The 24,292-nt window shown below is 32.4% G+C and carries 23 protein-coding genes and 1 tRNA gene; 19 read left to right on the forward strand and 5 right to left on the reverse strand.

The window, feature by feature from the left end; translation table 11 throughout:
* The 6 genes from MR875_04655 to MR875_04680 all read left to right on the forward strand — a co-directional run.
* A partial coding sequence (locus MR875_04655) for an Ig-like domain-containing protein (protein MCI6994131.1) occupies positions 1–2,626 on the forward strand: 2,626 nt, incomplete at its 5' end.
* Between the two features lie 261 nt (positions 2,627–2,887).
* Complete coding sequence (locus MR875_04660; GenBank protein MCI6994132.1) at positions 2,888–3,700, forward strand: transposase; 813 nt, start codon at positions 2,888–2,890, stop codon at positions 3,698–3,700.
* 255 nt (positions 3,701–3,955) lie between these two features.
* Positions 3,956–4,309 (forward strand): transposase, encoded by a 354-nt coding sequence (locus MR875_04665; GenBank protein MCI6994133.1) that lies wholly within the window; start codon positions 3,956–3,958, stop codon positions 4,307–4,309.
* Between the two features lie 151 nt (positions 4,310–4,460).
* Positions 4,461–6,287, forward strand: coding sequence for a threonine--tRNA ligase (locus MR875_04670; GenBank protein ID MCI6994134.1), 1,827 nt, complete (start codon positions 4,461–4,463; stop codon positions 6,285–6,287).
* Between the two features lie 61 nt (positions 6,288–6,348).
* The gene (locus tag MR875_04675) at positions 6,349–7,590 is read left to right on the forward strand and encodes a bifunctional 5,6,7,8-tetrahydromethanopterin hydro-lyase/3-hexulose-6-phosphate synthase (protein ID MCI6994135.1); all 1,242 of its coding nucleotides are present in this window, start codon (positions 6,349–6,351) and stop codon (positions 7,588–7,590) included.
* A gap of 50 nt (positions 7,591–7,640) precedes the next feature.
* Positions 7,641–7,922 carry a zinc ribbon domain-containing protein gene (locus tag MR875_04680; protein ID MCI6994136.1) on the forward strand — a complete coding sequence of 94 codons (282 nt, stop codon included), beginning with the start codon at positions 7,641–7,643 and terminating at the stop codon, positions 7,920–7,922.
* Here MR875_04680 and MR875_04685 read toward each other — a convergent pair.
* Entirely contained in the window at positions 7,919–8,758 is an 840-nt protein-coding gene (locus tag MR875_04685; GenBank protein ID MCI6994137.1) for a phosphoserine phosphatase, read from the reverse strand. The two genes, MR875_04680 and MR875_04685, sit on opposite strands and share 4 nt — an antisense overlap.
* 173 nt (positions 8,759–8,931) lie before the next feature.
* Here MR875_04685 and MR875_04690 point away from each other — a divergent pair, with 173 nt between their 5' ends.
* From MR875_04690 to hisB, 6 genes are all read left to right on the forward strand, one after another.
* Positions 8,932–10,155 carry a carboxypeptidase-like regulatory domain-containing protein gene (locus MR875_04690; protein MCI6994138.1) on the forward strand — a complete coding sequence of 408 codons (1,224 nt, stop codon included), beginning with the start codon at positions 8,932–8,934 and terminating at the stop codon, positions 10,153–10,155.
* A 68-nt stretch (positions 10,156–10,223) separates the two neighbouring features.
* Positions 10,224–10,808, forward strand: a complete 585-nt coding sequence (locus MR875_04695; GenBank protein MCI6994139.1) for a flavodoxin family protein — start codon at positions 10,224–10,226, stop codon at positions 10,806–10,808.
* Between the two features lie 49 nt (positions 10,809–10,857).
* Positions 10,858–12,414, forward strand: coding sequence for a flippase (locus MR875_04700; protein MCI6994140.1), 1,557 nt, complete (start codon positions 10,858–10,860; stop codon positions 12,412–12,414).
* 245 nt (positions 12,415–12,659) lie between these two features.
* Complete coding sequence (locus tag MR875_04705) at positions 12,660–13,352, forward strand: TOBE domain-containing protein (GenBank protein MCI6994141.1); 693 nt, start codon at positions 12,660–12,662, stop codon at positions 13,350–13,352.
* 20 nt (positions 13,353–13,372) lie between these two features.
* The gene (locus MR875_04710) at positions 13,373–13,564 is read left to right on the forward strand and encodes a 4Fe-4S binding protein (GenBank protein MCI6994142.1); all 192 of its coding nucleotides are present in this window, start codon (positions 13,373–13,375) and stop codon (positions 13,562–13,564) included.
* Positions 13,565–13,612: 48 nt separating this feature from the next.
* Positions 13,613–14,191, forward strand: coding sequence for an imidazoleglycerol-phosphate dehydratase HisB (gene hisB, locus MR875_04715; GenBank protein MCI6994143.1), 579 nt, complete (start codon positions 13,613–13,615; stop codon positions 14,189–14,191).
* A 149-nt stretch (positions 14,192–14,340) separates the two neighbouring features.
* On the opposite strand, the gene MR875_04720 is transcribed toward hisB, so the two are convergent.
* Both MR875_04720 and MR875_04725 read right to left on the reverse strand, forming a co-directional pair.
* On the reverse strand, positions 14,341–15,171 hold the full coding sequence (locus tag MR875_04720) for a F420-dependent methylenetetrahydromethanopterin dehydrogenase (GenBank protein MCI6994144.1): 831 nt from the start codon (positions 15,169–15,171) through the stop codon (positions 14,341–14,343).
* 268 nt (positions 15,172–15,439) lie between these two features.
* Positions 15,440–15,511, reverse strand: a tRNA-Val gene (locus MR875_04725).
* A gap of 140 nt (positions 15,512–15,651) precedes the next feature.
* Here MR875_04725 and MR875_04730 point away from each other — a divergent pair.
* Entirely contained in the window at positions 15,652–16,575 is a 924-nt protein-coding gene (locus MR875_04730; protein MCI6994145.1) for a branched-chain amino acid transaminase, read from the forward strand.
* A 12-nt stretch (positions 16,576–16,587) separates the two neighbouring features.
* Positions 16,588–17,421, forward strand: coding sequence for an undecaprenyl-diphosphatase UppP (uppP, locus tag MR875_04735; GenBank protein MCI6994146.1), 834 nt, complete (start codon positions 16,588–16,590; stop codon positions 17,419–17,421).
* A 21-nt stretch (positions 17,422–17,442) separates the two neighbouring features.
* Here the strand turns inward: uppP and MR875_04740 are convergent, their stop codons facing one another.
* Both MR875_04740 and MR875_04745 read right to left on the reverse strand, forming a co-directional pair.
* The gene (locus MR875_04740; protein MCI6994147.1) at positions 17,443–18,507 is read right to left on the reverse strand and encodes a TIGR00303 family protein; all 1,065 of its coding nucleotides are present in this window, start codon (positions 18,505–18,507) and stop codon (positions 17,443–17,445) included.
* Entirely contained in the window at positions 18,500–19,003 is a 504-nt protein-coding gene (locus tag MR875_04745) for a hypothetical protein (GenBank protein MCI6994148.1), read from the reverse strand. Before MR875_04745 ends, MR875_04740 begins: the two co-directional genes overlap by 8 nt.
* A gap of 81 nt (positions 19,004–19,084) precedes the next feature.
* On the opposite strand from MR875_04745, the gene MR875_04750 reads away from it, so the two are divergent.
* The 5 genes from MR875_04750 to MR875_04770 all read left to right on the forward strand — a co-directional run bounded on the left by MR875_04750 (position 19,085) and on the right by MR875_04770 (position 24,260).
* On the forward strand, positions 19,085–20,683 hold the full coding sequence (locus MR875_04750) for a bifunctional N(6)-L-threonylcarbamoyladenine synthase/serine/threonine protein kinase (GenBank protein MCI6994149.1): 1,599 nt from the start codon (positions 19,085–19,087) through the stop codon (positions 20,681–20,683).
* Positions 20,684–20,728: 45 nt separating this feature from the next.
* Positions 20,729–21,280, forward strand: a complete 552-nt coding sequence (locus MR875_04755) for an XTP/dITP diphosphatase (GenBank protein MCI6994150.1) — start codon at positions 20,729–20,731, stop codon at positions 21,278–21,280.
* A gap of 68 nt (positions 21,281–21,348) precedes the next feature.
* Complete coding sequence (locus MR875_04760; protein MCI6994151.1) at positions 21,349–21,747, forward strand: 30S ribosomal protein S15; 399 nt, start codon at positions 21,349–21,351, stop codon at positions 21,745–21,747.
* The gene (locus tag MR875_04765) at positions 21,737–23,071 is read left to right on the forward strand and encodes a DHH family phosphoesterase (protein ID MCI6994152.1); all 1,335 of its coding nucleotides are present in this window, start codon (positions 21,737–21,739) and stop codon (positions 23,069–23,071) included. The genes MR875_04760 and MR875_04765 overlap by 11 nt, the downstream gene beginning before the upstream one ends.
* On the forward strand, positions 23,064–24,260 hold the full coding sequence (locus MR875_04770; GenBank protein MCI6994153.1) for an aconitase X catalytic domain-containing protein: 1,197 nt from the start codon (positions 23,064–23,066) through the stop codon (positions 24,258–24,260). The genes MR875_04765 and MR875_04770 overlap by 8 nt, the downstream gene beginning before the upstream one ends.
* Positions 24,261–24,292: the final 32 nt, after the last annotated feature.

The following is a 24,292-nucleotide window of genomic DNA, read 5'->3' on the forward strand; positions in this document are numbered from 1 at the left end:
TTATTCAGATGGTAAATCATTAAGTGTATCCAATTCTAATTTCAAGGATAATAATGGTATTGGAACTATTTATAACAATGCTGAATTAACATTAGCAGAAAACAAAATACAATCAACCAATATTGGAATAATTAATGATAAAGGTACTGTCACTACAACAATTAATGCTATCTTCTTAGAAAATAAAACACTTTCTGCAGAATTAGGTGATGTTGTAGAACTTAGAGCTACTTTAACTGATGATAATGGAAATGCAATAAAAGATTACAATTTCAAATTCTCAGTAAACGGAAAAACAATTGAGGACATCACATTTGATGATGGAGTATACACAACTGAATATATTATTGAAAATGTTGGTGAAATTGTTATTTCCACTGATTATGTGGCGGATAATTTAGTAAAACGCATTGGTATTTATGAAGTTCCTAAAGCGCATATCACTGAATTTAAAGTATATGTTAATAAAAATGAATTTAAAGTAGGGGAAACTGTAACTGTAAATGTAATTTTACGTGGTGTAAATGACCTTGGATTGAATGGTGATGTTGTTGTAATTTTAAATAATGTCCAATATACAGTAAAAGTAAATAATGGTATAGGTTCATTTGACGTATCTGGTTTGGCTTCTAACACTTATGCTGCTTTTGCTTTCTTCAATGGTGATGATAATTATAATGTTCCTGTATTTGATAATGTAATATTTAAAGTGATGGAACCGGATTATGTCATATCTATCTCTGTTGATGATAATGTTAAAGTTGGTGAGGATGCTACTGTCAAAGTAAGCATTCCGGGTGCTTCTGGTGTAGTTAAAATCATTGTTGATGGTGCTGGCACTATTATAACATTAGATGAAACCGGAAAAGCAGAATACCTTATTCCAAATATTGCTGCTGGTGAACATTCAATTATAGCAATATATGATGGTGATGAAACCCATAATGCAGTTTATAACAGTGCTGTTTTAAAAGTTGCCAAATTTGCTAGTGAGGTTAGTGTTGCTGGTGGTAATGTTGTTGTTGGTCAGGATACTGTGATTAAGGTTAGTGTTACTGACGGTGCTACTGGTGTTGTTATGATTGAGGTTGCTGGTGCTTATTATAGTCTAGATCTTTCTGAGTCTGATGAGATTAGTATTAGTTTGCCTGTTGGAGAGTACAGTGTTGTTGCTAAATATATGGGTGATGACAAGTTTGATTCTTCTGTGTCCAGTCCGATTACTGTTGTTGTAGCTGATAAGCAGGTTGCTCATATTACAATTGAGGCTGCTGATGTTAAAGTTGGTGAGGATGCTACTGTTAGTGTAAGTATTCCTGGTGCTTCTGGTGTAGTTAAAATCATTGTTGATGGTGTGGAATCTGTTGTTGATTTAGATGATGGTGGTAAGGTAAGTCATGCTGTTTCTGGTCTTGCTGCTGGTGAGCATTCTATTGTAGTTGTTTATGATGGAGATGCGAATTATAAAGCTGCACATGACAGTGCTGTTTTAAAAGTTGCCAAACTTGCTAGTGAGGTTGCTATTTCTCCAAATGTCGCAGGTCAGAATATTGTTATTGATGTTGATGTTACTGAGGGAGCCACTGGTTTGGTCTTAATTAAGGTTGGAGATATTTATTATGCTTTAGACCTTTCTAAATCTAATAAATTAAGTCTTAATTTACCTGTTGGCGAGTATGCGATTGTTGCTAATTATGGTGGTGATGGTAAATTCAATCCTTCTGAATCCAGTCCAATTACTATTGTTGTAAAAGATAAACAAGTAACACCAATTACTTTAAATGTTGCCGACATCAAAGTAGGTGAAACAGGTATTGCAAGTATCACATTAGCAAAAGATGCTACCGGATCTGTAGTTATTTTTGTTGATGGCAAAAAAGTTGACACTGTTGATGTTGTTGATGGCAATGCCAGTGTTTCATTGTCTAACTTAAGTGCAGGAAACCATGTTGTTGAAGCGAAATATTCCGGTGATGAGAATTATGCTTCAGTTTCCGATTTAAAAACAATGTCAGTATCTAGAATAGATACTGTGATTGTTGTTGATGCCACATTTACTCGTGTTGCGAATGATTGGAGTGCTGGTGAAAGAGGAGCATTGTTCTATGCAGTATTGAAAGATGCTAATGGAAACCCATTAGTAAATAAAACAGTACAAATTGCAGTAAATGGTCCGATTTATAAGGTAACTACTGATGAATATGGTAGAGCAGGATTGCAAATTAACCTTGTTGCTGCTAATACATACACTTATGCATTAAGCTTCCAAGGTGATGATATGTATAATGCTGCACCGATTGCTTCATCCAAGTTGATTATCACCAAGAAGGCAACAACAATTAAAGCAACTGATAAAACATTTAAATCAACTGCAAAAACAAAAACTGTAAGTGTAAAACTAACAACCAGTAAAAACCCGTACGACGGTAAAACATACCTCAGTGCTGGTAAAAAAATTACCTTAAAAGTTAATGGTAAAACATACACAGCAAAAACAGATAAAAATGGAATTGCTAAATTTAATATTGGTTTAACTAAAAAAGGTAAGTACACAGCATCAATTAAATTTGCAGGTGACAACACATACAAAGGTTCATCAAAATCTATAAAAATAACAATTAAATAGAAGAGAACAACTCTTCTATCTTTTTCTTTTTTTCAAAACGAGAGTGGGACACGAACTCACTAATTTTTTTACTTATTTTTCATTTAATTTTATATACTATGAAGTACAATCTATTATTATAGATATAAATCTTTATGGTTGTTTTATTTATGGTTTTAAGAGATGATACTATTAATCAGACCATGTTGGTGCCTATGGACTTGAGGAAATTGATTCCAAAAGACCATCCGTGTTATTTTATTAAAAATGTGGCTGATCATATTGATTGTTCCAAAGCAAACCGTGAGTTTGCTGATACGCTGGAGATTTGCTTATCCTCGTGAATTATTGCTTAGGCTAGTTTTGATGAGTGTTTTTGATGGAGGATTATCATCACGTGAGATTGAGCGAAGAACTCAAACGGATGTTGGTTATATGTATTTAGCAGGCATGCAGCATCCTAGTTATCGTACAATTTTGAGATTTAAGCGTAATTATTCTGATCTGATTGATGAAGCTTTTAAAATGACTATAAAAATTGTAACCGAAGAAGAATTAGTTAAAATTCATCATGTAAGTGTTGATGGGACTAAAATAAAAGCAAAAACATCAATTAACAAATTGACAAACGAACAGCAATTAAAAATAATGAAACAACATCTTGAAAAAAGCATTAAACTAGACGAAGAAGAAGATGAAGAATTAGGTGAAGAATCCGGGAATTCTGTTCCAGAAACATTAACTGATGAAGAAAAATTCAAAGAAGTCTTTAAAAAAGTTAATAAATCTTCTAAATATGATAGAAACAAAGATAAATTAAGAGCTTCCAGTAAAAAGCTCTTAAAACAAGCAGAAGAAAATCCAGAAAAAATTCTCAAAAAGGTCGAAACACTTGAAGAAAAACTCAATGAATCTGAAAAAGACGTTATTAGCATAAATGACCCTGATGCAAGGTTTATGAAGAATAAAAAAGGGCGATGGGAATTTTATTACAATGCACAAATCGCAGTAGACGAACACAAAGGAATAATAATCGCATCACACATTACCAATAATCCAAGCGATCATCATGAACTTATTCCAGAAATAGAATAAGTAAAATCAAATTTAAGCGAAATATACAACGAAATACCGTCTAATTTCCAAGTAAGTGCTGATAATGGATATTCCACAGACATCAACACTGAATATCTCGAACAAGAAGGTTTAGATGGTTACATATCTTCACGAAAATTCTCAAGAAAAGAAAAGAAATACAATTTAACCGAAAAACCATTTTCCAAAGATAATTTTAATTACGATAACGAAATCAAGACGTATATTTGTCCATTAGGACAACCATTGTACTGTGTGAAAGAATATGAATACAAAAACAAGCCAAGAATTACTTATTGGACAAAAGAATGTAAATCATGTTCAGTACAAGAGTATTGCGTAAAAAGTCAACGATATAAAACGATTAGCGATTATGGAAATCCCTCCAAAATAAGAATGCAACGGAAAATGGAAACTTCTGAAGCGCAAGAAATCTACAAATTAAGATCAAAAACAGCCGAATTGCCATTTACAAACATGAAACAAAACATGCACTTAACAGAATTCACAACAACAGGATTAAAACAAGTAAATACTGAATTCAAACTATATGCAATCGGACATAACCTAAAAAGAATCTATAATGAAATAAACATGAAAAATAACTAAAAAAATAAGAAACAAACAAAATTTTTCTAAAAATAGAAATTAGTTAATTTTGCGTCCCATCTTCAAAACCTGATTTTTTGCAATGATTTAAGATTAGCTATTTTTATATAATATTAAAACTAAAACTTAAATTATAATATATGGTGGTAAAATGAGAATTTTATTAATTCATTCTGATTATTTAAATTATAATGTAAAAAATAAAACACCTGTAGCTGAAGATATTGAAGAAGCTAAAAAAGAAGGTTCCTTCGATGACTCTTTAGTAGTATTTACAGCTGTTGAAAAAGATGATGAAAATAATCCAGAAGGTATTGTTAAAAATTTAGTCAGTGAAGTTAAAAAAACTAATGATCAAGTTAAAGCTGAAAATATCGTATTATATCCTTATGCTCACTTATCTTCTTCATTAAGCTCTCCAAAAGTTGCTGTACAAATCTTAAAAGATGCAGAGGAAGCTTTACTTGCTGAAGACTTTAATGTAAAAAGAGTACCTTTCGGATGGTATAAAGCATTTGAAATTTCCTGTAAAGGTCACCCATTAAGTGAACTTTCAAGAACTATCACTGCAGATAATGCAGATGAAGCAAAAGTAGAAAGAAAACCTTCCAAATGGCAAATCCTTGAAGGTAACAAAATCACTCAAATTGAAGACTTTGAATTCAACAATAAGGCTTTCAAACAACTCGTTGATTATGAATTAGGTCAAGGCGCATCCGATGAAGGAGAACCTCCTCACGTTAAATTAATGAGAGAAAAAGAAATTTGTGATTATGAACCTGCTTCTGATGTTGGAAACCTCAGATGGTATCCAAAAGGTAGATTAATAAGAGATTTACTTGCAGATTATGTTTACAACCTCACAGTAGATAATGGAGCAATGCCAATTGAAACTCCAATTTTCTACGATTTAGATAATGAAGCAATATATCAACATGCATACAAATTTGGTGAAAGACAATACAGAACTGACACCAAAAAGAACTTAATGCTCAGATTTGCATGCTGTTTCGGTGCATTCAGAACAATGGCTGATTCATACTTAACTTGGAAAAACTTACCAGCTAAAGTTTATGAATTATCCACTTACAGTTTCCGTTTCGAGAAAAAAGGAGAAGTTGTAGGTCTTAAAAGATTAAGAGCATTCACCATGCCTGATTTCCACTCTTTCTGTGCTGATGTTCCAGCATCTCTCGAAGAATTTGCAAATCAAACTGACATGTGTATGCAAACCGGTAAAGACTTAGAATTAGACTTTGAAGTAATTTTCAGAGCAACCCAAGACTTCTTTGATGACCATGAAGAATGGATGTATGAAATTGCTGAAAAATTCGGTAAACCTATTTTACTTGAAGTTTTACCTGAAAGACACCACTATTGGGTATGTAAAATCGACTTAGCTAACATTGATGCGTTAGGTCGTCCAATTGAAAACCCAACTGTTCAAATTGATGTTGAAAGTGGTAAAAGATTCGGTATTTCTTACTTAGGTGAAGACGGCGAGCAACATAATCCAACTATCTTACATTGTTCTCCAACCGGAAGTATTGAAAGAGTTTTATGTGCAATGCTTGAAAAAACTGCAATTGAATTAAATGAGAAATCTCCAATGTTACCTACTTGGTTAAGTCCAATCCAAGCTAGAATTTTAACTGTCGGTGAATCTCACAAAGAATTTGCAGAAGAATTATATGAAAAAATCAAAGCTTCAAACATTCGTGTAGATATTGATGATAGGGATGAAAGTGTAGGTAAAAAAATCAGAAATGCATCCAAAGAATGGATCCCATACATTTTCGTCGTTGGAGATAAAGAAGTTGAATCCGGTAAATTCCAAGTAACCGTACGTGAAACTGGTGAAAAAGTCGACATGACTGTTGATGAATTAATTGCTGAAGTTAACGAAAAATGTGAAGGAAAACCTTTCAGAAGATTACCTTTACCTAAAGATATCTCAAGAAGGATTAACTTCCAATAAATAATTAATTATATTTATAAATAAACTAATACTATTATATGGAGGAAATTTAATGGACCCAATGTATAAAATAGGAGAAGCTCTCATTGGAGATGGCCCTGAATTAGCACACATTGATTTATTAATTGGTGACAAATTTGGCCCTGTTGGTCAAGCTTTCGCTAATGGTTTATCAAACTTATCTGTAGGACATACTCCTTTAACAAGCGTAATTAGACCTAATTTAATGACCAAACCAGCTACTTTAATTATTCCTAAAGTAACTGTTGGTGATTTAGATGATGCTAGTAAAATTTTTGGACCTGCACAAACTGCTGTTGCAAGAGCAGTAGCTGATGCAGTAGAAGATGGATACATTCCAAAAGAAATTGTAGAAGATATCGTAATTAACGTAAGTGTATTCATTGATCCATCTGCTAAAGATTACAGAAAAATTTACCAATACAACTACGGAGCAACCAAATTAGCAATCAGAAGAGCTATGGCAGATTACCCATCTATCGAAAAAGTTTTAGCAGAAAAAGATCGTGGAACTCACCCAATTATGGGATTCAAAGTCAAAAAACTTTGGTCACCACCATACTTACAAGTTGCACTTGACTTAGATAATGAAGCTGCTATGGAAAGAATCATTAAAGATTTACCTGACAACGACAGAATCTTACTCGAAGCTGGTACTCCACTCGTTAAAAAATTCGGTGTTGGAATTATTGGTAAAATCAGAGCTTTACGTCCTGATGCATTCATTATTGCTGACTTAAAAACTTTAGACGTTGGTCGTGTAGAAGTTAAAATGGCAGCAGACGAAACTGCTGATGCAGTTGCTATTTCCGGTCTCGGTACTATTGAATCTATTGCTAAAGCTATTCACGAAACCCAAAAACAAGGTATTTACTCTATCTTAGATATGATGAATGTTGCTGGTTTCGAAGAAAAATTAGCTCAACTTCCTGATGACTTAAAACCAGATATTGTTTTATTACACAGAAATGTTGATATGGAATCCTACATTACAGAACACGGTGGAGACACTGGTGACATGACTGAATGGGGTAACATTAAAGATATCAAAGCAGTCTTAGGTGAAAAAGGACTCATTGCTGTTGCTGGTGGTATTAGACCTAACAATGCTGAAGAAGCAATTGAAAAAGGTGCTAACATCATTATTGCTGGTAGATACATCATTGGTTCTAGAGATGTAAGAAGAGCTGCACAAGACTTCTTAGAACATTTCGAACCAGATCCAGACAACATGAGACTTGCTATGGATGAAGACGAAAATATTGATGTGAACAAAGAGTAAATTAGATTTTTCTAATTTACAACTATTTTTTTTTTAATGGAGTTTTTATTATGGGATTTTGCAATTCATGCGGTAGACCAATTGTAAAAGAAGATTATGGAACTAATAAGGATGGTAGTTTAAATCCTGATTTTTGCAAAGATTGTTATCAAGATGGTGAATATACAGAACCAGATATAACTCTAGCAGAAATGATTACAAGAAAAACATTAGAAATGATGGAAAAAAATCCAAGGTTGCCTGAAACACAAGCAACTGGTATTACAGCATTGGTTATTCCAAGCCTTAAGAGATGGAATCCAGAGTTTCAAGATGATTATAAAACTCTTTAATTTCCACTTTTTAAAATAAATTCTTTAACTTTATTGGCGATGTACTCATCGTGGTTTTTCATAGTTCTAATTTTATATAATTCTTCTTCTAAGTTGTTTACTTTATCAACTAAGTCATTATATTCTAAAATAAGATTGTCATATTCTTTTTCTAAGCCTTCATTGATTTCATAAATTTCAGCATAGCTTGTTTTTGTGTTGAGGTTTTCTTGTTTTAATTGATCGTATTTGTCTGAAACTTGATTGTAACTATTTTTAATATTTGAATGTTCATCTTTTAAGTTGGAGTATTTCATTTTAAGGTTCTTGTTTTCTTCTTTCATGCTTGAATATTTGGTTTTCAAGTTTTCATTTTCAGTTTTAATATTGACGAATTTGGTTTTTAAGTTTTCATTCTCAATAATTAATTTGGAATGTTTATCTTTCATTCTTTCATTTTCTTCCTTGAGTTGGTCAATATTGTCTTTTTTCATGGAATTGTATTCATCTTCCATATCTTCTAAAGAAGTAACCTTAGTTTTCAACTCTTCGATTTCTTTTTCATATTCTGAAGTAGAGTTTAAGTTTTCATCCACTTTATCATTCAATCGTTTCACTTCCTCAACATAAAGATAATTGGCCACTTTTAAGAATTCATTTTCTTCTTCTATACTCTTAAAAGTTTCAATTTCGTTGTTTGGGATAATTAAAACTTCTTCTTCGTTACTATAAATGTCTTCGTTTTTCGGAATAGTGATTTGAATTTGTTCAGTGGTGTATTTTTTCTTTTCACCATTTTTAAGTGTTCTATTATATTCTCTTGAATATTTTTTTACAGTACCTTTTCCGAATTTCATAAATTATCCCCAATGATTAATGTTTTGTTTTTTAATTTAATAAATATTTTGTAACTCATTTTTCATTGAGTAATACTTTTTGTTATTTTTTCATACTTTTAGTAATACTATTATATAAAAATTTATTATAAACATTGTTTAAATATAATAATGTAATATGGGGAGTTTGAATAATGTTTAGTAATAAGAAATTATTTTTGATAGTCATGGTATTATCTATTCTTTTTTTATCTACTCAAGTTGCTTTTGCTCAAGATATTGATAATGTAACTCTGGGAGATAATGGAGATAATCATGTTTTATCCAATGATAATCTGTACAGAATGGACGTACTGCTAAACATCAATGCCCAAGATAATCATGTTTTATCCAATGATAATCCTAAAAATAAAACAGTATTTATCATTTCAGATAGTCCTGGAACTAATATTCTGGATTCTGCAAGTGGTGATATTTACAATAATGACAATTTATCCGGTTTTGATTTAGTTGTAAGAAGTGGAGATCAAGTAAAGGATATGGATGAAGAAGAGTTGCATTCTTTATTTGAATCATCTGATGCTTTTATTGGTGAGTGGATTAGTACTGATGTTGATTCAGTTTTAACAAGTCTTTTGACTAAATACCCTGAAGTATCTAATAAGGAATTATTTTTAATTTTAGAACTCCCTTCTGGTAATTTAAATTCTGGTTCAACATCTCTTAATTTAGTTAGAAATAATACTTTAAATTATAATAAGATTTTTTCTTCCTATACTGATGCTGAATTAATTGAATATTTCGAAAATACAAAAAGAGGAAGTTCATATACAGATTTCAGTAATTATATTGAAGAATCTAGTTTCAATGATGTTTTCAATCAATTGGTTCTTTATAAAAATCTCAATGATAAGGATAATTTAAAAGATGCAAATGGAAATGCAATTGCAAATGCAAAAGTAACTGTTACATTAAATGGTGCTAAAAAAGTTTTAACTACTAATGATAAAGGTCAGGTTAGTTATGCTATCTCATCTACATTAGCTCCTAAAACTTACACTGCACAAATTTCATTTGATGGTGATTCAAATCACATTAAATCAACTGCAAAAACAACTGTTGTAGTTAAAAAAGCAACTCCTAAAATGACAGCTAAATCAGTTACATTTAAAGTAAAAACAAAAACTAAAAAATACTCTATTACTTTAAAAGATAATGCTGGTAAAGTCATGAAAAAAGTTAAAGTTACAATAAAAGTAAACGGCAAAACCTACAGTGCAGTAACTGATAATTATGGTAAAACTACTTTTAAAATAACTAAATTAACTAAAAAAGGAAAATTCACTGCAACTATTAAATATGCAGGTAGCAAATACTTTAATGCATTAACAAAATCTGTAAAAATAACAACTAAATAGAGATTAATTTTCTCTATTTTTCTTTTTTTTCACGAAATTATTTTAATCAATGTTTATAAACTATTTTTATGAAAGTCTTTGGAATTTGTGCTAGCCCTAGAAATAATACAACTGAATATGTTCTATCAAGAGCATTGGATAAGTTAAATGAAGATGGTTTTGATACTGAAATGTTTACCTGTCAAGCAAAAGACATCAGGCCTTGTATGCATTGCGACTACTGTCTGGAGCATAAAAAATGTATTATTGAAGATGACATGGATGAAGTTTATGAGGGTCTCTTAAATGCTGATGGAATAATATTGGCTACTCCAATTCAAAGTGGGGGTATCAGCAGTAATCTTTCAACTATAATGGATAGAACCAGAGCTTTGGAAGCAGTTGACTATAACATTTTAAGAGGAAAGATTGGAATGAGTATTGCAGTTGGAGGAGACAGGACAGGCGGCCAGGACTTTGCACATCTAAAAAACATTACATATTTCATGATACACGGTATTATTCCGGTTAGTGGAGGTCCTTTTGGATCAAATTTGGGTGCTTCATTCTGGTCAAATGACTCTTTAGATGATATCAAAAAAGATAATTATGGAGTGGAGTCATTAGACAGGACTTTAATTGAATTTGAAAATTTTCTAAATAAGTATATTTAAATACTAAAATTAAGTTATATTAATAATAGCTAATTTTTAAGGTAATATTATGGCAAATAAGTTAGTACGAGGTAGTTTAATAATTTTGATTGGTAACATAATTTTCCGTATTGGAGGTTATATTTACCGTTTTTTAATGGCTATTTTACTTGGGCCTACTGCATACGGAATTTTAGGAATTACTTTACCATTCCAAGGTATTTTCCAGACTTTATCTGCTGGTGGACTTCCTCCTGCTATTGCTAAATACGTTGCTGAATATGAGGCTGTTGATGAAAAGGATATGGCTCGCCAAACCATCTATACAGCCTTAAAGATAATGGTATTTTTAGGTTTATTCTTTGGAGTATTGATGATATTTGTTGTTGCTCCTTATTTGGCTTATGGTTATCTTGGAAAACCTGAAGCATTAATTCCACTTCAAATTGTGGGACTTATTACTCCATTCAGTGTAATTGTTGGTGCTTTTAGAGGAGCATTCCAGGGAGTCTATAAAATGGAGTATATTGTTTATACTCGTGCTGTAGAGCAACTTGGTATGATTTTATTTGCAACAGCATTTGTTTTGATAGGTTTATCTACTGTTGGAGCATTATGGGGTACTGTTTTAGGATATTCTCTTTCTGTTGTGGCTGCAGTTTATATTTTTAAATATCATATGGGCAAATTAATTCCAAAAGCTAGTGATGATTTTGTTTTCACAAGGCGTGATGAGTTAAAATTGGCTGGTACATTAGTTAAGTTTTCTATCCCTGTAATTATCACAGCTATTGCTGAAATGCTCATTTACAATATTTGTACAATTGTAATGGGTAAGTTTTTAACATTTGATGATATTGGATTCTTTGCAGCAGCAGATCCTATTGCAAGATTGCCTTTAATCATCTCCGTATCTATTGCAACTACTATTTTGCCTGCTTCATCAGAGGCATTCAAGTTAAAAGATATTGATATGCTTCAAAAATATGTTTCCGAAGCTTATAAGTTCTCATTATTGTTTGTAGTTCCTATGTGTGTTGGACTTGCATTATTTGCAGCACCTACTTTAAGGGTTCTATACTTTAAAAATCCTGCTTATGTTGCAGGAGCATCTGCATTGGCAATTTTATCTTTAGGAATGACATTTTATTCAATATTTGCTATTTCAACTAGTATTGTTCAGGGAATTGGAAATCCAAGAATTCCTATGTATATTTTAGTTGGTGGTGCAATTGTTACTGGTATATTAAATTGGGTTATGGTTCCAACTCTTGGAATTGCTGGTGGTGCACTCGCTACAAGTGTGGCTTGTTTCTTAATGATGGTTCCATGTGTATACTTTGTATTTAGATTAACAAAAACTAAAGCTCCTGTTGGATCAATAGCTAAGATATTAATTGCTTCAGCGATTATGGGTGCAGTTGCATACATTATTCCAAAAACAACTTTGTTCTTGTTCCCTGGAATATTTTTATGTATTGTTGTATACTTCTTCGCTTTAATATTAGTTAAATTCTTCCAAAAAGATGATATTGCAAGTTTAAGAGCATTTTCATCTAAGTTTGGACCTTTGTCTAAAATTATCAACAAAATGTTAAACTTTGTAGAAAGAATTGAATTTAGATAATATGTGCTAAAAGTGAGTTTGTATCGATTTTCATGTATATAATTGTACTTAATTTCTAAAATTATAATTTATTTTTATTCATTGTTAATTATTTTGAAAGAATGATGTCTGTTTTCAAAATTATAGGATATTATTAAAAATTATTATATATTTATTGGATAATTTGGGTTTTAATAATAAATAATCGAAAATTATTTAATATTTGGATACATATAATATTATATTATAATTTTTGGGGGATTATAATGGCTGATGTAAAAGCAGGTGTAGAGTATAAAATTAATGTAGATGGTAATTTATTTTCATTGGATAATAAGAAATACCAATTGTTACAGTCCATTTTAGATACTGGCTCTTTAACAAATGCGGCTAAGGAAATTAAAGTTTCTTACAGGACTGCTTTAAATTACATTGAAAAAATGGAATCTGCACTTGATGTAAAAATTGTTAGTACTACTAAAGGTGGTAAAGGTGGAGGTGGAGGAACATCTCTTACAGATGATGGTTACTCTATCTTAAAGGAATGTAAAAAAATTAATGCAATTATGGAACTTCACAAAGATGTCAATGAGATTGAAGCGGATATTGTTGATATCAATGCTGAAAAAGGTGTAATGACTATCAAAATGAATCAGTTTGAAATAAATGCACCATTAAATAGGAATTATGTTGTTGGGGATAAGATTTTAGCTTTAATAAGTTATGATAATATATTTTTAATGTTGGAACCTCAATCTTCAAGTATTCGTAATGTCTTAAAAGGTCAAATCATTGAAATGAGGCTTAACAATGAAATAATTCGTGTCAAAGTTGATGTTGATGGAACTGTTTTATGTTCAGATATTACTGTTTCTGCTGAGAAGGAATTAAACCTTAACATTGGTACTGAAGTTTATGTAGGATTTAAAGCAATGTCTGTTGCAACATTGAAATTATAATAATTGCTGAGGAGATTAATATGTTACAAATTTTAGTTGATGAAGAAAAATGTATTGCTTGTGGAAAATGTGCTGAAATTTGTCCTAAATCTGCTAAAATTTGGGAAGTTAAGGACGTTGCACATATATTAGATTTAAGATATTGTCATGTTTGTACATTATGTGCTATGGAATGCCCTACTCAATGCATTAAAATTGTACGTAATGGTTAAACTATGGATATGCTTTAAGCTAAATTCAATTATTTTATAGGTTAGATTATGACTAGAAATACAAATGTTTCAAGAAAAACATCTGAAACTGATATTGTTATTAAAATGGATCTTGATGGTACTGGTAAATATGATATTTCAACTGGTGTAAACTTTTTCAATCATATGTTGGAATCTTTTTCAAAGCATAGTATGATTGATTTGGATGTTCAGGCTAGTGGGGATATTGAAATTGATGACCATCATACAATCGAAGATGTTGGAATATTACTTGGAGAAGCATTTAGTAATGCTATTGGTGATAAGAAAGGAATTAAAAGAATGGCTCATGCTATTGTTCCTATGGATGAATCAGTAGCAACAGTTGCAATAGATATTAGTGGACGTAGCTACTGTAATATGGATTTGAAATTTAAAAATGAAAAAATTGGGGACATGACCTCAGATATTGTCATTCATTTCTTTGAATCATTTGCAAGTTCTGCTAAATTAAATATTTATGGTACAGTTGAAGGTGTAAATGATCACCATAAAGCTGAAGCTATCTTTAAGGCATTTGCAAAATCTATTAAAGAAGCAATTAAAATCGAACACGATCAAATTCCGTCTACAAAAGGCGTATTATAGCTAATTAACTTAGCTATCTTTTTTTCTTATTTTACAAAAATTAGTTTAATAAATAGACTATACTGTAATTACTCTTTAAAATCAGCTATAGTTTAAAATTAGTTGGATAATAGTTTAAAAAAAAATAAAAGAAAAGTAGTAGAAACTACTTATTCTGGTTTTGAGATTAAGTCAGTTTTAGAACCGAGGTTTCCTTCTTTCATGTGAGGGGTTCTTAAAACAGTATCATTTGCTTTTTCGATTTCTCTTGCTTCTTGAGCTAATTTAGCAGCACATGCAGCAATTTCGTGAGCAGCAGCTACTAATGGGATGAAGTTTTCGAAACCTTTGGTCATGAAACAACCTTTCATGTCTAAGTTTGCAACGGATCCAGCCATTTCGTAAGCAGCAATAGCTTTTGCTTTTGCGTATGGGTTTGCGAATCCAGCAGCTTCAGCAGCTTTTTCAGCAGTAATTATGAGTTTAGGTAATTCAATTTCTTCTCCAGCGTCAGCTTGAGCGATAACAGCGTCAATAGTTTTTTGAACTAATCTTAATGCTCCGGTTTCAGCTAATACTTTTAAGATGTCGGAGTTGAAGATAGCCATTTCAGTTGGGTCTAACCATTCTCTTTTTGCACCAATCATTGGGTCAGACATAACGATGATGTAACCTAATCCTTGTTCATCCATTTCGTCTTTTTTACCTTTACCAGGTGCGTCACCAACAATAATTGCAGGAATATCTTTTTCAGATAATAATTCTCTTGCTTTAGCAGGTCCAGGTGCTCCTGGGTTTGGGCTGATGAAAATTGCGAAATCTGGTTCGAATGCGTCTATTTTAGGTACGACGTCTTCTACTTGTTCAGGTCCCATTTTTGCTCCAGATCCAAAAGTTCTTACATCGATGTTTGGTCTGTCTGCTCTTTCATCTAACAATAGGTCAATTACTGGTGAAGTACCAATATTACCACTTTTAATAATAGCAATTTTAACTACCATAATTTAGTCTCCTTTTTCGATACTACTACTTTTGGTTAGAAAACTATTTAAATTTTATTATTTGTTGTTAATAATCATTATAATGGTAATTTTATAAAATATTGTTCAATTTTTAATTTACAGGATAAAAAAATATGCAATTGACTATTATTTTGAAATTTTTTTAAGAAAAAGAATTTTAAGACATTGGATTTTTGAGTTAAAATTTACTTTAAAAAATAAACGAAAGTATCAACTAAAAGTAAAAAAATTTTAAAAATTAGAGTAGTGGTTCCGACGAGATTCGAACTCGTGATCCCCTCCTTGTAAGGGAGGTATCATACCACTAGACCACGGAACCATTCAACATACAATATTATTGATTTACTACTATATATACTTTTTGTTTTTTGCAAAATTAAATAGAAAATTGAACAATGTAAATTTTAATATATGATAAAAACATAATTGTATATATAAAAATATTATAGAAGTGATAAAATGGCATGGGATGATACGGCTAGTAAAATTTGGGTAGACGGTGAAATGGTTGACTGGAAAGACGCAAAAATTCATGTACTTTCTCACGTAGTCCACTATGGTACAAGTGTTTTTGAAGGAATTCGTGCATACAAAAACGAAAATGGTGTTGCTGTATTCCGTTTAAAAGAGCATGTACAACGTTTATTCGATTCCGCAAAAATCTATAAAATGGAAATTCCATACACACAAGAAGAAATTGAAGAAGCAATTTTAGAAACAGTTCGTGTAAATGATTTAAATGGATGTTACATCCGTCCTATTGCATTTAAAGGATACGGACAATTAGGTGTAGACCCTTCAAACTGTCCTGTTAATGTGGTTATTGCTGCTTGGGAATGGGGATCTTACCTTGGTGAAGAAGGTATGGCAAACGGTGTAGATATTGGAGTATCCTCTTGGAGAAAACCAGCACCTGATACTTTCCCTGCACTTGCAAAATGTGGTGCAAACTACATGAACTCTCAATTAGCAAAACTTGAAGCTATTGACAATGGATATGATGAAGCTATCATGCTTGATTATGAAGGGCATGTTTCTGAAGGTAGTGGAGAAAACATTTTCCTCGTTGAAGGTGAAACATTACACACTCCATCAATGGCATCATCTAACCTTAAAGGTATTACCAGAGATTCTATCATGACTGTTGCACGTGATTTAGGTTATGAAGTTGTTGAAGAAGTTATTTCAAGAGAAAGATTATATGTTGCAGATGAAGTATTCTTTACTGGAACTGCTGCTGAAGTAACTCCAATTCGTTCAATCGATCACAGAACCATTGGTATCGGTAAAAGAGGACCAATTTCCGAAAAAATCCAATCAGCTTTCTTCGATATTGTAGAAGCTAAAGTAGAAGATAAATACGGCTGGTTATCTTACATCTAAGCGGTGTAGTTTATGGATATTTTACAGGCTATAATCATTGGTATTGTTCAGGGATTAACTGAATTTTTACCAGTTAGTAGCTCAGCACATTTAGTGTTCGCTCAAAAGTTAGTTGGGACTGAAAGCTCTCTTACTTTTGATATTTTACTTCATTTAGGTACATTAATTGCTGTTCTTTGGTTCTTCCGTTGGGATATAATCAAAATGCTTAGATCATGGTGGTTAAGTATTGGTGATTTATTGCAAGGAAGATTCAAACAAGGTTTATACGATGACCCTTATAAAAGACTTGCATGGTATGTTATTTTAGCTACTATTCCTGTTGGAATCGTTGGAGTATTATTCGATGATGCTGTAGAGTCATTATTTGCAGGTGCACTTTACGTTCCGGCATTTTTCTTATTTGTAACCGGTACTATTCTCTACTTGTCTCAAAGGATGAATAGTGGTAAAATTAATATGGATAATATTTCTAAGGTTGAAGCTTTAGTAATGGGATTAGGTCAAGCATGTGCAATAATGCCTGGGCTTTCACGTTCTGGAACTACCATTGCTGCAGGTTTGGTAATGGGTCTTGATAAAGAATTTGCTGCTAAATTCAGTTTTATCTTATCTGTCCCAGCAATATTTGGAGCATTTGTTTTTAAATTAAAAGACATTGGTTCTGCAATGGATGTTAATTTTTTACCTATTTTCATAGGTTTCATTGTATCCATAATTGCAGGATATCTTGCTATTAAATGGATGTTAGATTTAATTAAAAATAGAAGCTTAGATATTTTTGCTTATTATTGTTGGTTGATGGGTATTATAGTGTTTATGGGCTCAATTGCTCATATATTTTAAAATTAAAAAAATAGAGATTATTTAATCTCTACATACTTTTTCTATTTTTTCTCTTAATTCTTCAACAGAACTTCCTAAAACAAGTGCTGTAAACATCATTCCTCCAGCTCCTGCTCCTTCTTTAACAAATCCTGTTAAATAATTTTTTAATCCTTCATGATTTGAATCTTCAAATCTAGGATCCACTACATTGACAGTAATGTTGTCATCGATTTGTTCTAAAATTCCAAATAAATCTGCAGTTTCATCCCCTGCAACGAATACTGTAGTAGCTAAGTTAATTCTTGAGAAATCAAAGTTTGGCTGGATTGATTTTATCACAGCGCAAGTTGCTGCCATCTGTGTTCCACCAGCTAAAATGATTGGGATATTTGAACCTAATACGATTCCTGCAATTCCTGCAATTGTTGGATCTCCTACCGCTGCAATAGCCTGCACTGCATCAGCTTCACCAGGAGTTATTCCAGCATTTTTCAATCCTTCATCAACAGTTTTTGATTTTAAGTCATGAGGGTTAAAAGGCATACTTCCACTAACTTTTTCATTAGCTTCATAACCTAAAGCCTTTAAGACTCCAAGTGCTGTTGTTGTTCCTGCAGCAATACTTTCACCAATAATGAGCATATCATGTCTGTTGGATAATTCTGCACCTAACTCTTTACCATTTTCAATAATTTCTAAAGGATTTAAAATACCTTTTCCAGTTCTTATGTCTCTTCCATAATCTTGCCCAAGGCTATGGTATTTTACATCAGGTTTGACTTTGGAACCCGCATCAATAATAGTAAATGGGATATTTGAAAGTTGAAGTGCTGCTTTTGTAAGTCTTGCGGGAGTTGGAGCTGCTGCACCATCAACAACTGTTTCTGCTGCTGTTTCTGTACAACGAACTTCTCCTAAAATTAAAAATTCCGCATCTGCAGCAGGAGTGAATATTGTTAATTCGGGTGTTGCTCCTGCTCCTGAAATGTTTGGAATCAAGGAGGTATCAGTTGTTCCGATTGTAAGTAAAAATACTGATTCATCAGCTTCCTGTAATTTTTCTATTAATTCAGTTGATCCATAAGTTGTTATTCCATCAATCATCTTTTTCACCTAATTTTTTCAACTGTTCTAAAATTAATTTATTTTGATTAATGATTTTCTTGTTTTGGAGCATGATTTTCTTTAACATTTCCATTTCTGGCAATTCATCATCATTTAAGAATTGTTTTCCATCTCTTGCTCTTGGTGGAATTTTAATTTGATCTCTTGGAGGGAGTGAAGTCTTTTCTGATGCTTTTGGGGGTATAACTCCTCTGGATGCACTATCCTCATTTGATATGTAATCAACATATCTGTGGGTTACCTTGTTTTTTCCTCTCTCGTCAAGTAATTCCATTAATCTGTCATCTACTTCTTTAACACCATGAAGTTGTTCTTGTTCTACCTCGTGCAATAATCTTTTTTGAATGTTATAAGCATTATAAAGTGGAATTCCACGGGTTTCACACTCGTTTTTAAACATATCACTGATGTTAATATCTCCGGTTAATTTTTTAACTCTTTTCTGTTCTGGAGTATTAGCGCTATAAAATCCCATATTTTTTATTATGTTTTTTAAATTAAAAAATATTTTTATATATTTTTAAAGAGTAATATAGTAATTAATTAAATTTTTCAGTTGATTATTTTGATATGTTTAGGAATTGAAGGAACTGCAGAAAAAACCGGTGTCGGTATTGTTGATAGTGATGGTAATATCTTAGCTATGGCTGGGAATCAATTATTCCCTGAAGAAGGTGGTATCCATCCAAGAATGGCTGCAGAACATCATGCAGAATGGATTCCTAAATTAATTCCACAGGCTCTTGAAGAGTCTGGGCTTTCTTATGACGATATTGATTTGATATCATTTTCACAAGGTCCAGGGTTAGGTCCGGGTTTGAGAATTGTTGCAACTTCTGCCCGTAGTCTTGCGTTGTCACTTAAAAAACCTATAATTGGTGTTAATCATTGTATTGGTCATGTTGAAGTTGGAAAACTTGATACTGGTGCTGTAAATCCAGTTTCTCTTTATGTGAGTGGTGGAAACAGTCAGGTAATTGCATATGAAAGTGGAAGATATAGGATTTTTGGTGAAACTTTAGATATTGCTATCGGTAACTGCCTTGACCATTTTGGTCGTGAAACCGGTCTTGGACATCCTGGTGGTCCTGTTGTGGAAAAGTTAGCTAAACAGGGTTCATATATTGATTTGCCATATGTTGTAAAAGGAATGGACTTTTCATTTTCAGGATTATTATCTGCAGCATTAAGGGAAGCTAAAAAAGGAACTCCTATGGAGGATATATGTTTTTCACTTCAGGAAACAGCTTTTTCAATGCTTGTTGAAGTAACAGAACGTGCACTTTCACATACTCAGAAGGATGAAGTTATGTTGTGTGGTGGTGTTGCAGCTAATTCAAGACTTAGAGAGATGCTTAATACAATGGCTGAAGAGCATGGGGCTACATTTTACATGCCTAAGATGAAGCTTTGTGGTGATAATGGTGTAATGATTGCATGGTTAGGTCTTTTGATGTGTAATGAATTTGGACCTATGGACTTGTCCCAAACAAGCATCATCCAGAAATTCAGAACAGATGAAGTGGACATTCCTTGGATTGACAATACTAAAACATATTTGAAGTTAAGTGATGACTTGATAGCTAAAGGTGCTGAATCCAATATTGTTAAAAGTAATTATTTAGGTCAGAAAGCCGTATTAAAAGATAGGGTTCCTAAAGGATACAGAATTCCTGAAATAGACAATAAAATTAGAAAAGCAAGAACCAAAGAAGAGGCAAAGCTTTTATCCGATGCAAAACGTGCTGGTGTTAAAACTCCTGTATTGTATGATATTAATTTAGATGAAAAATCAATTTTAATGGAAGAGATTGAAGGAAGCATGGTTAAGGAGGTCATTGATGAGGATCTGTCATTCAGAATCGGTGAAGAAATTTCAAAACTTCATTCAGCAGATATTATCCATGGAGATATCACATCATCAAATATGATGCTTCAGGATGACAAATTGGTTTTCATAGATTTCGGGCTTGGAAGATATTCTAATATGGATGAGGATAAAGCAGTTGATTTGCTTGTATTAAAGAAATCTCTTCAAAGTATTGATTATAATTTGGCATTAAGATATTTTGACCGTGTATTGGAAGGATATAATAATAAAAATATAGTTAATAAAATATCTGACATTGAATCACGTGGAAGATATACTCACTAATTTTTAGGATTAACTATATAAAAAAATTAAATCATATTTAAAACTATGATAACATTTATAACTGGGAATGAACATAAAGTTAAAGAAGCAGAGAATATTTTCAAAGATTATGACATTAACTTAGAGCATATTGATTTAGGTTATGAAGAACCTCAAGGAACTCTTGAGGAAGTAGCTATATCAGGCGCAAAATATGCTTGTCGTAAACTTGATAAACCTGTGATTGTTGAAGATGCTGGTTTATTCATTAAAGCTTTAAAAGGATTCCCTGGAACATATTCACATTATGTTCAAGATACTTTGGGAAATCAAGGAATTTTAAAGTTATTAGCAGATACTGATGACCGTTATGCCGAATTCAGGTCAGTTATTGGGTACTGTGCCCCCAATTCTGAGCCCAAGATCTTTTTAGGCAAGGTGTCAGGAGAAATCGCAGTTGAAGAAAAAGGAGATTTAGGATTCGCTTTTGATCCAATTTTTTATGTTCCAAGTCTTGGTAAGACATTTGGTGAACTCACAACTGATGAAAAAAACCAATTTTCACATAGAAAAAATTCTTTAGAACAATTTATTAAATGGTATTCTAGTCAAGAATAGCTTTGATTTTCTAAAAATTTTAAACTTATACTTATTGGGCTTATTTAAAAATATTAAGAGGTAATATTATGGCAAGACCAGAATGGGTAACTTATAGTGATGAAGAAATTGAAGAAATGATTTTAAAATTTAACAAAGAAGGTAAAAGTACTTCTGAAATCGGTATTGTATTAAGAGACCAATACGGAATTCCATCTGTAAAAGATGTTACTGGTGAAAGAATCACCCAAATCTTAAAAAGAAACGATCAATCTGGAAAATACCCAGAAGACTTATTAAATTTAATCAGAAGGGCTGTTAACATCAGAGACCACTTAGCTGAAAATCCTAAAGATTTACACTCTAAAAGAGGTTTAACTATCATCGAATCTAGAATTAGAAGATTAGCATCTTACTACGTAAGTGAAGGTGCATTACCTGAAGGATGGAGATATAATCCAAAAGAAGCAGCACTCCTTGTTAAATAGGGCTAGTGAAGCAACTGATGTGCTTAAGGAGCACATCGAAAAGGACAGCGTTATAAGAATTATTTCTCATAACGATGCTGATGGAATATCCTCTGCAGCAGTATTAGCGAATGCTCTTGCTGAAGAGGATGTTCAATTCCACACTACAATTATTCCTCGTCTTAAAGAGGATATTGTAAATCAGTTAAGGCATGAAAAATATGATTTATTCATATTTTCAGACATGGGAAGTCCATTTATTAAAGAATTCAATACATACAAACATGATGTTATTGTTGCAGACCACCACCAAGTAAATGACATTGAATCAGAAAGTAATGTTGTTCACTTAAATCCTCATTTATTCGGAATAGATGGAAGTAAGGATTTATGTGGTGCAGGTTCAAGTTATTTAACCATTCGTGAACTTGACAAAAAACATTTGGCTTATTTTGCTTTAGTTGGTGCATTTGGTGATATGCAAGGACAAGATGGATTTACTGGTGTAAATAAACTTATTGTTAATGATGCTCTTGAAAGTGGAACTTTGGAAATTCATGAAGGATTGAAAATTGTTTCCAAAGCATCTGAACCGATTTTTAAATCTTTAGCTTATACTTTTTCACCGCCTCTTCCTAAAATAAGTGGGGATGTTGATGGTGCTCGTGAATTTTTAGAACGTATGAATTTATCTTATGGAATCAAATTCACTGATTTGGAAGATGAAGAGAAAGATTTGTTAAAAGACGCTCTTATGTCTATTAATCCAGATATTTTTGGAGATTGTTATACAGTTCCAAAAGAAGTGCCGTTATTGCGTGACTTGGAAGAATATTCATATATTCTTGATGCATGCGGTAAAAACAAAAAACAGGGTCTCGGTTTAAGTATTGCACTTGGTGAACGTGATCAAGCGCTTGATGCTGCTTTGAAATTACAACGCCAATACCGTGACCAAATAGTTAAAGGCCTTGAATGGATTAAAAAACAGGGTGCTGAACAACTTAACAGTATTCAATATTTATATTCTGAAGATAAAGTATTGAAATCTGTAATGGGTACTATTGCAAGTATTGGTTTATCAGTTGAATTATTAGATGATTCAAAACCGGTAATTGGTCTTTCTAGACTTCATAAGGACATTAAAATCTCTGGTAGAACCACTCGTGATATGGTTGCAAAAGGAGTTAACTTAGGTAAAGCATTACAAGACTCTTCAAACAACTTTGGTGGTACGGGAGGAGGTCATGACATCGCAGCAGGTGCTATGATACCTTATGAATTTAAAGACAATTTCCTACACTTAGTTGATGAAATGGTTGAATATCAATTAACTAATGATTAATATGTTTTTAACAAAAAAAGAAGAACAAATGTGTGATGGGGAGTTCGGAGAAACTATTAGAAAAAGTATGGATATCTTAGTTGCTTTAGGAGATATCTATGGTGCTTCTAAATTGGTTGACATTACTTCTGCACAAGTATCTGGTGTTTCATATAAAACTATTGGGGATGCTGGTTTAGAATATCTTGAAGATTTAGCTCGTGATGGATCAGGTAAAGCTACTATTAATGCTTCTTTAAACCCACCTGGAACTGATTTGGATAATTGGAAAGAGTTAGGTTTTCCTGAAGAATTTGCAATTAAGCAAAATCAAATTGTAGATGCTTATGCAAATCTTGGGATTTACAAAACATGTACTTGTACACCATATCTGGTTGGTAATGTTCCAAGGTTTGGAGACCATGTGTCTTGGTCTGAATCATCTGCTGTAGCATTTGTTAACTCTGTTATTGGTGCTAGAACCAATCGTGAAGGTGGACCAGCAGCATTAGCAGCAGCTATTGTTGGTAAAACTCCGTTATACGGATTCCACTTGGAACAAAATAGGAAAGCTAATTTAATTGTTAATGTTGATTGTGAAATCAGTGGTGCTGATGTTGGTGCATTAGGTTACATAGTCGGTAAATTTGTCGGTGGAGGTGTTCCTTACTTTAATTTAAAAAACACTCCAGACAATAATGACTTGAAAACTTTGGGAGCAGCACTTGCTTCTTCAGGTTCCGTTGCACTTTATCATGTGGAAGGCGTAACTCCAGAACATAAAAATGCTGGAAAAGATGATGTTGAAGACATCATGTTCGTTTCTAGAGATCAAATAAATGAAACTCGCCAAAAGTTATCAACTACTGATAAGGAACCAGATTTAATTTGTCTTGGATGTCCTCATGCATCACTTGATGAAATTAAACAAGTAGCAGATATTGTCCAAGGAAAAACTATTAAAAACAAATTATGGATTTGTACATCCGTAAGTGTAAAGGCAACCGCTGATAGAATGGGTTATACCAAAATTATAGAACAAGCAGGTGGAAACGTTGTATGTGATACCTGTATGGTTGTAGCTCCTATTGAAGATATGGGCTTTGAAGTAATAGGTGTAAACTCAGCAAAAGCAGCAAACTATGTTCCATCTATGGGTGGACTTGACGTTGTCTATAATGATGTGGAAAATTTAATTCAGTTTGAATAAATTTTCTAATTTTTACTTTTTTTAAAAAATCT

The organism is Methanobrevibacter sp., from assembly GCA_022775905.1.
Classification (GTDB): domain Archaea; phylum Methanobacteriota; class Methanobacteria; order Methanobacteriales; family Methanobacteriaceae; genus Methanocatella.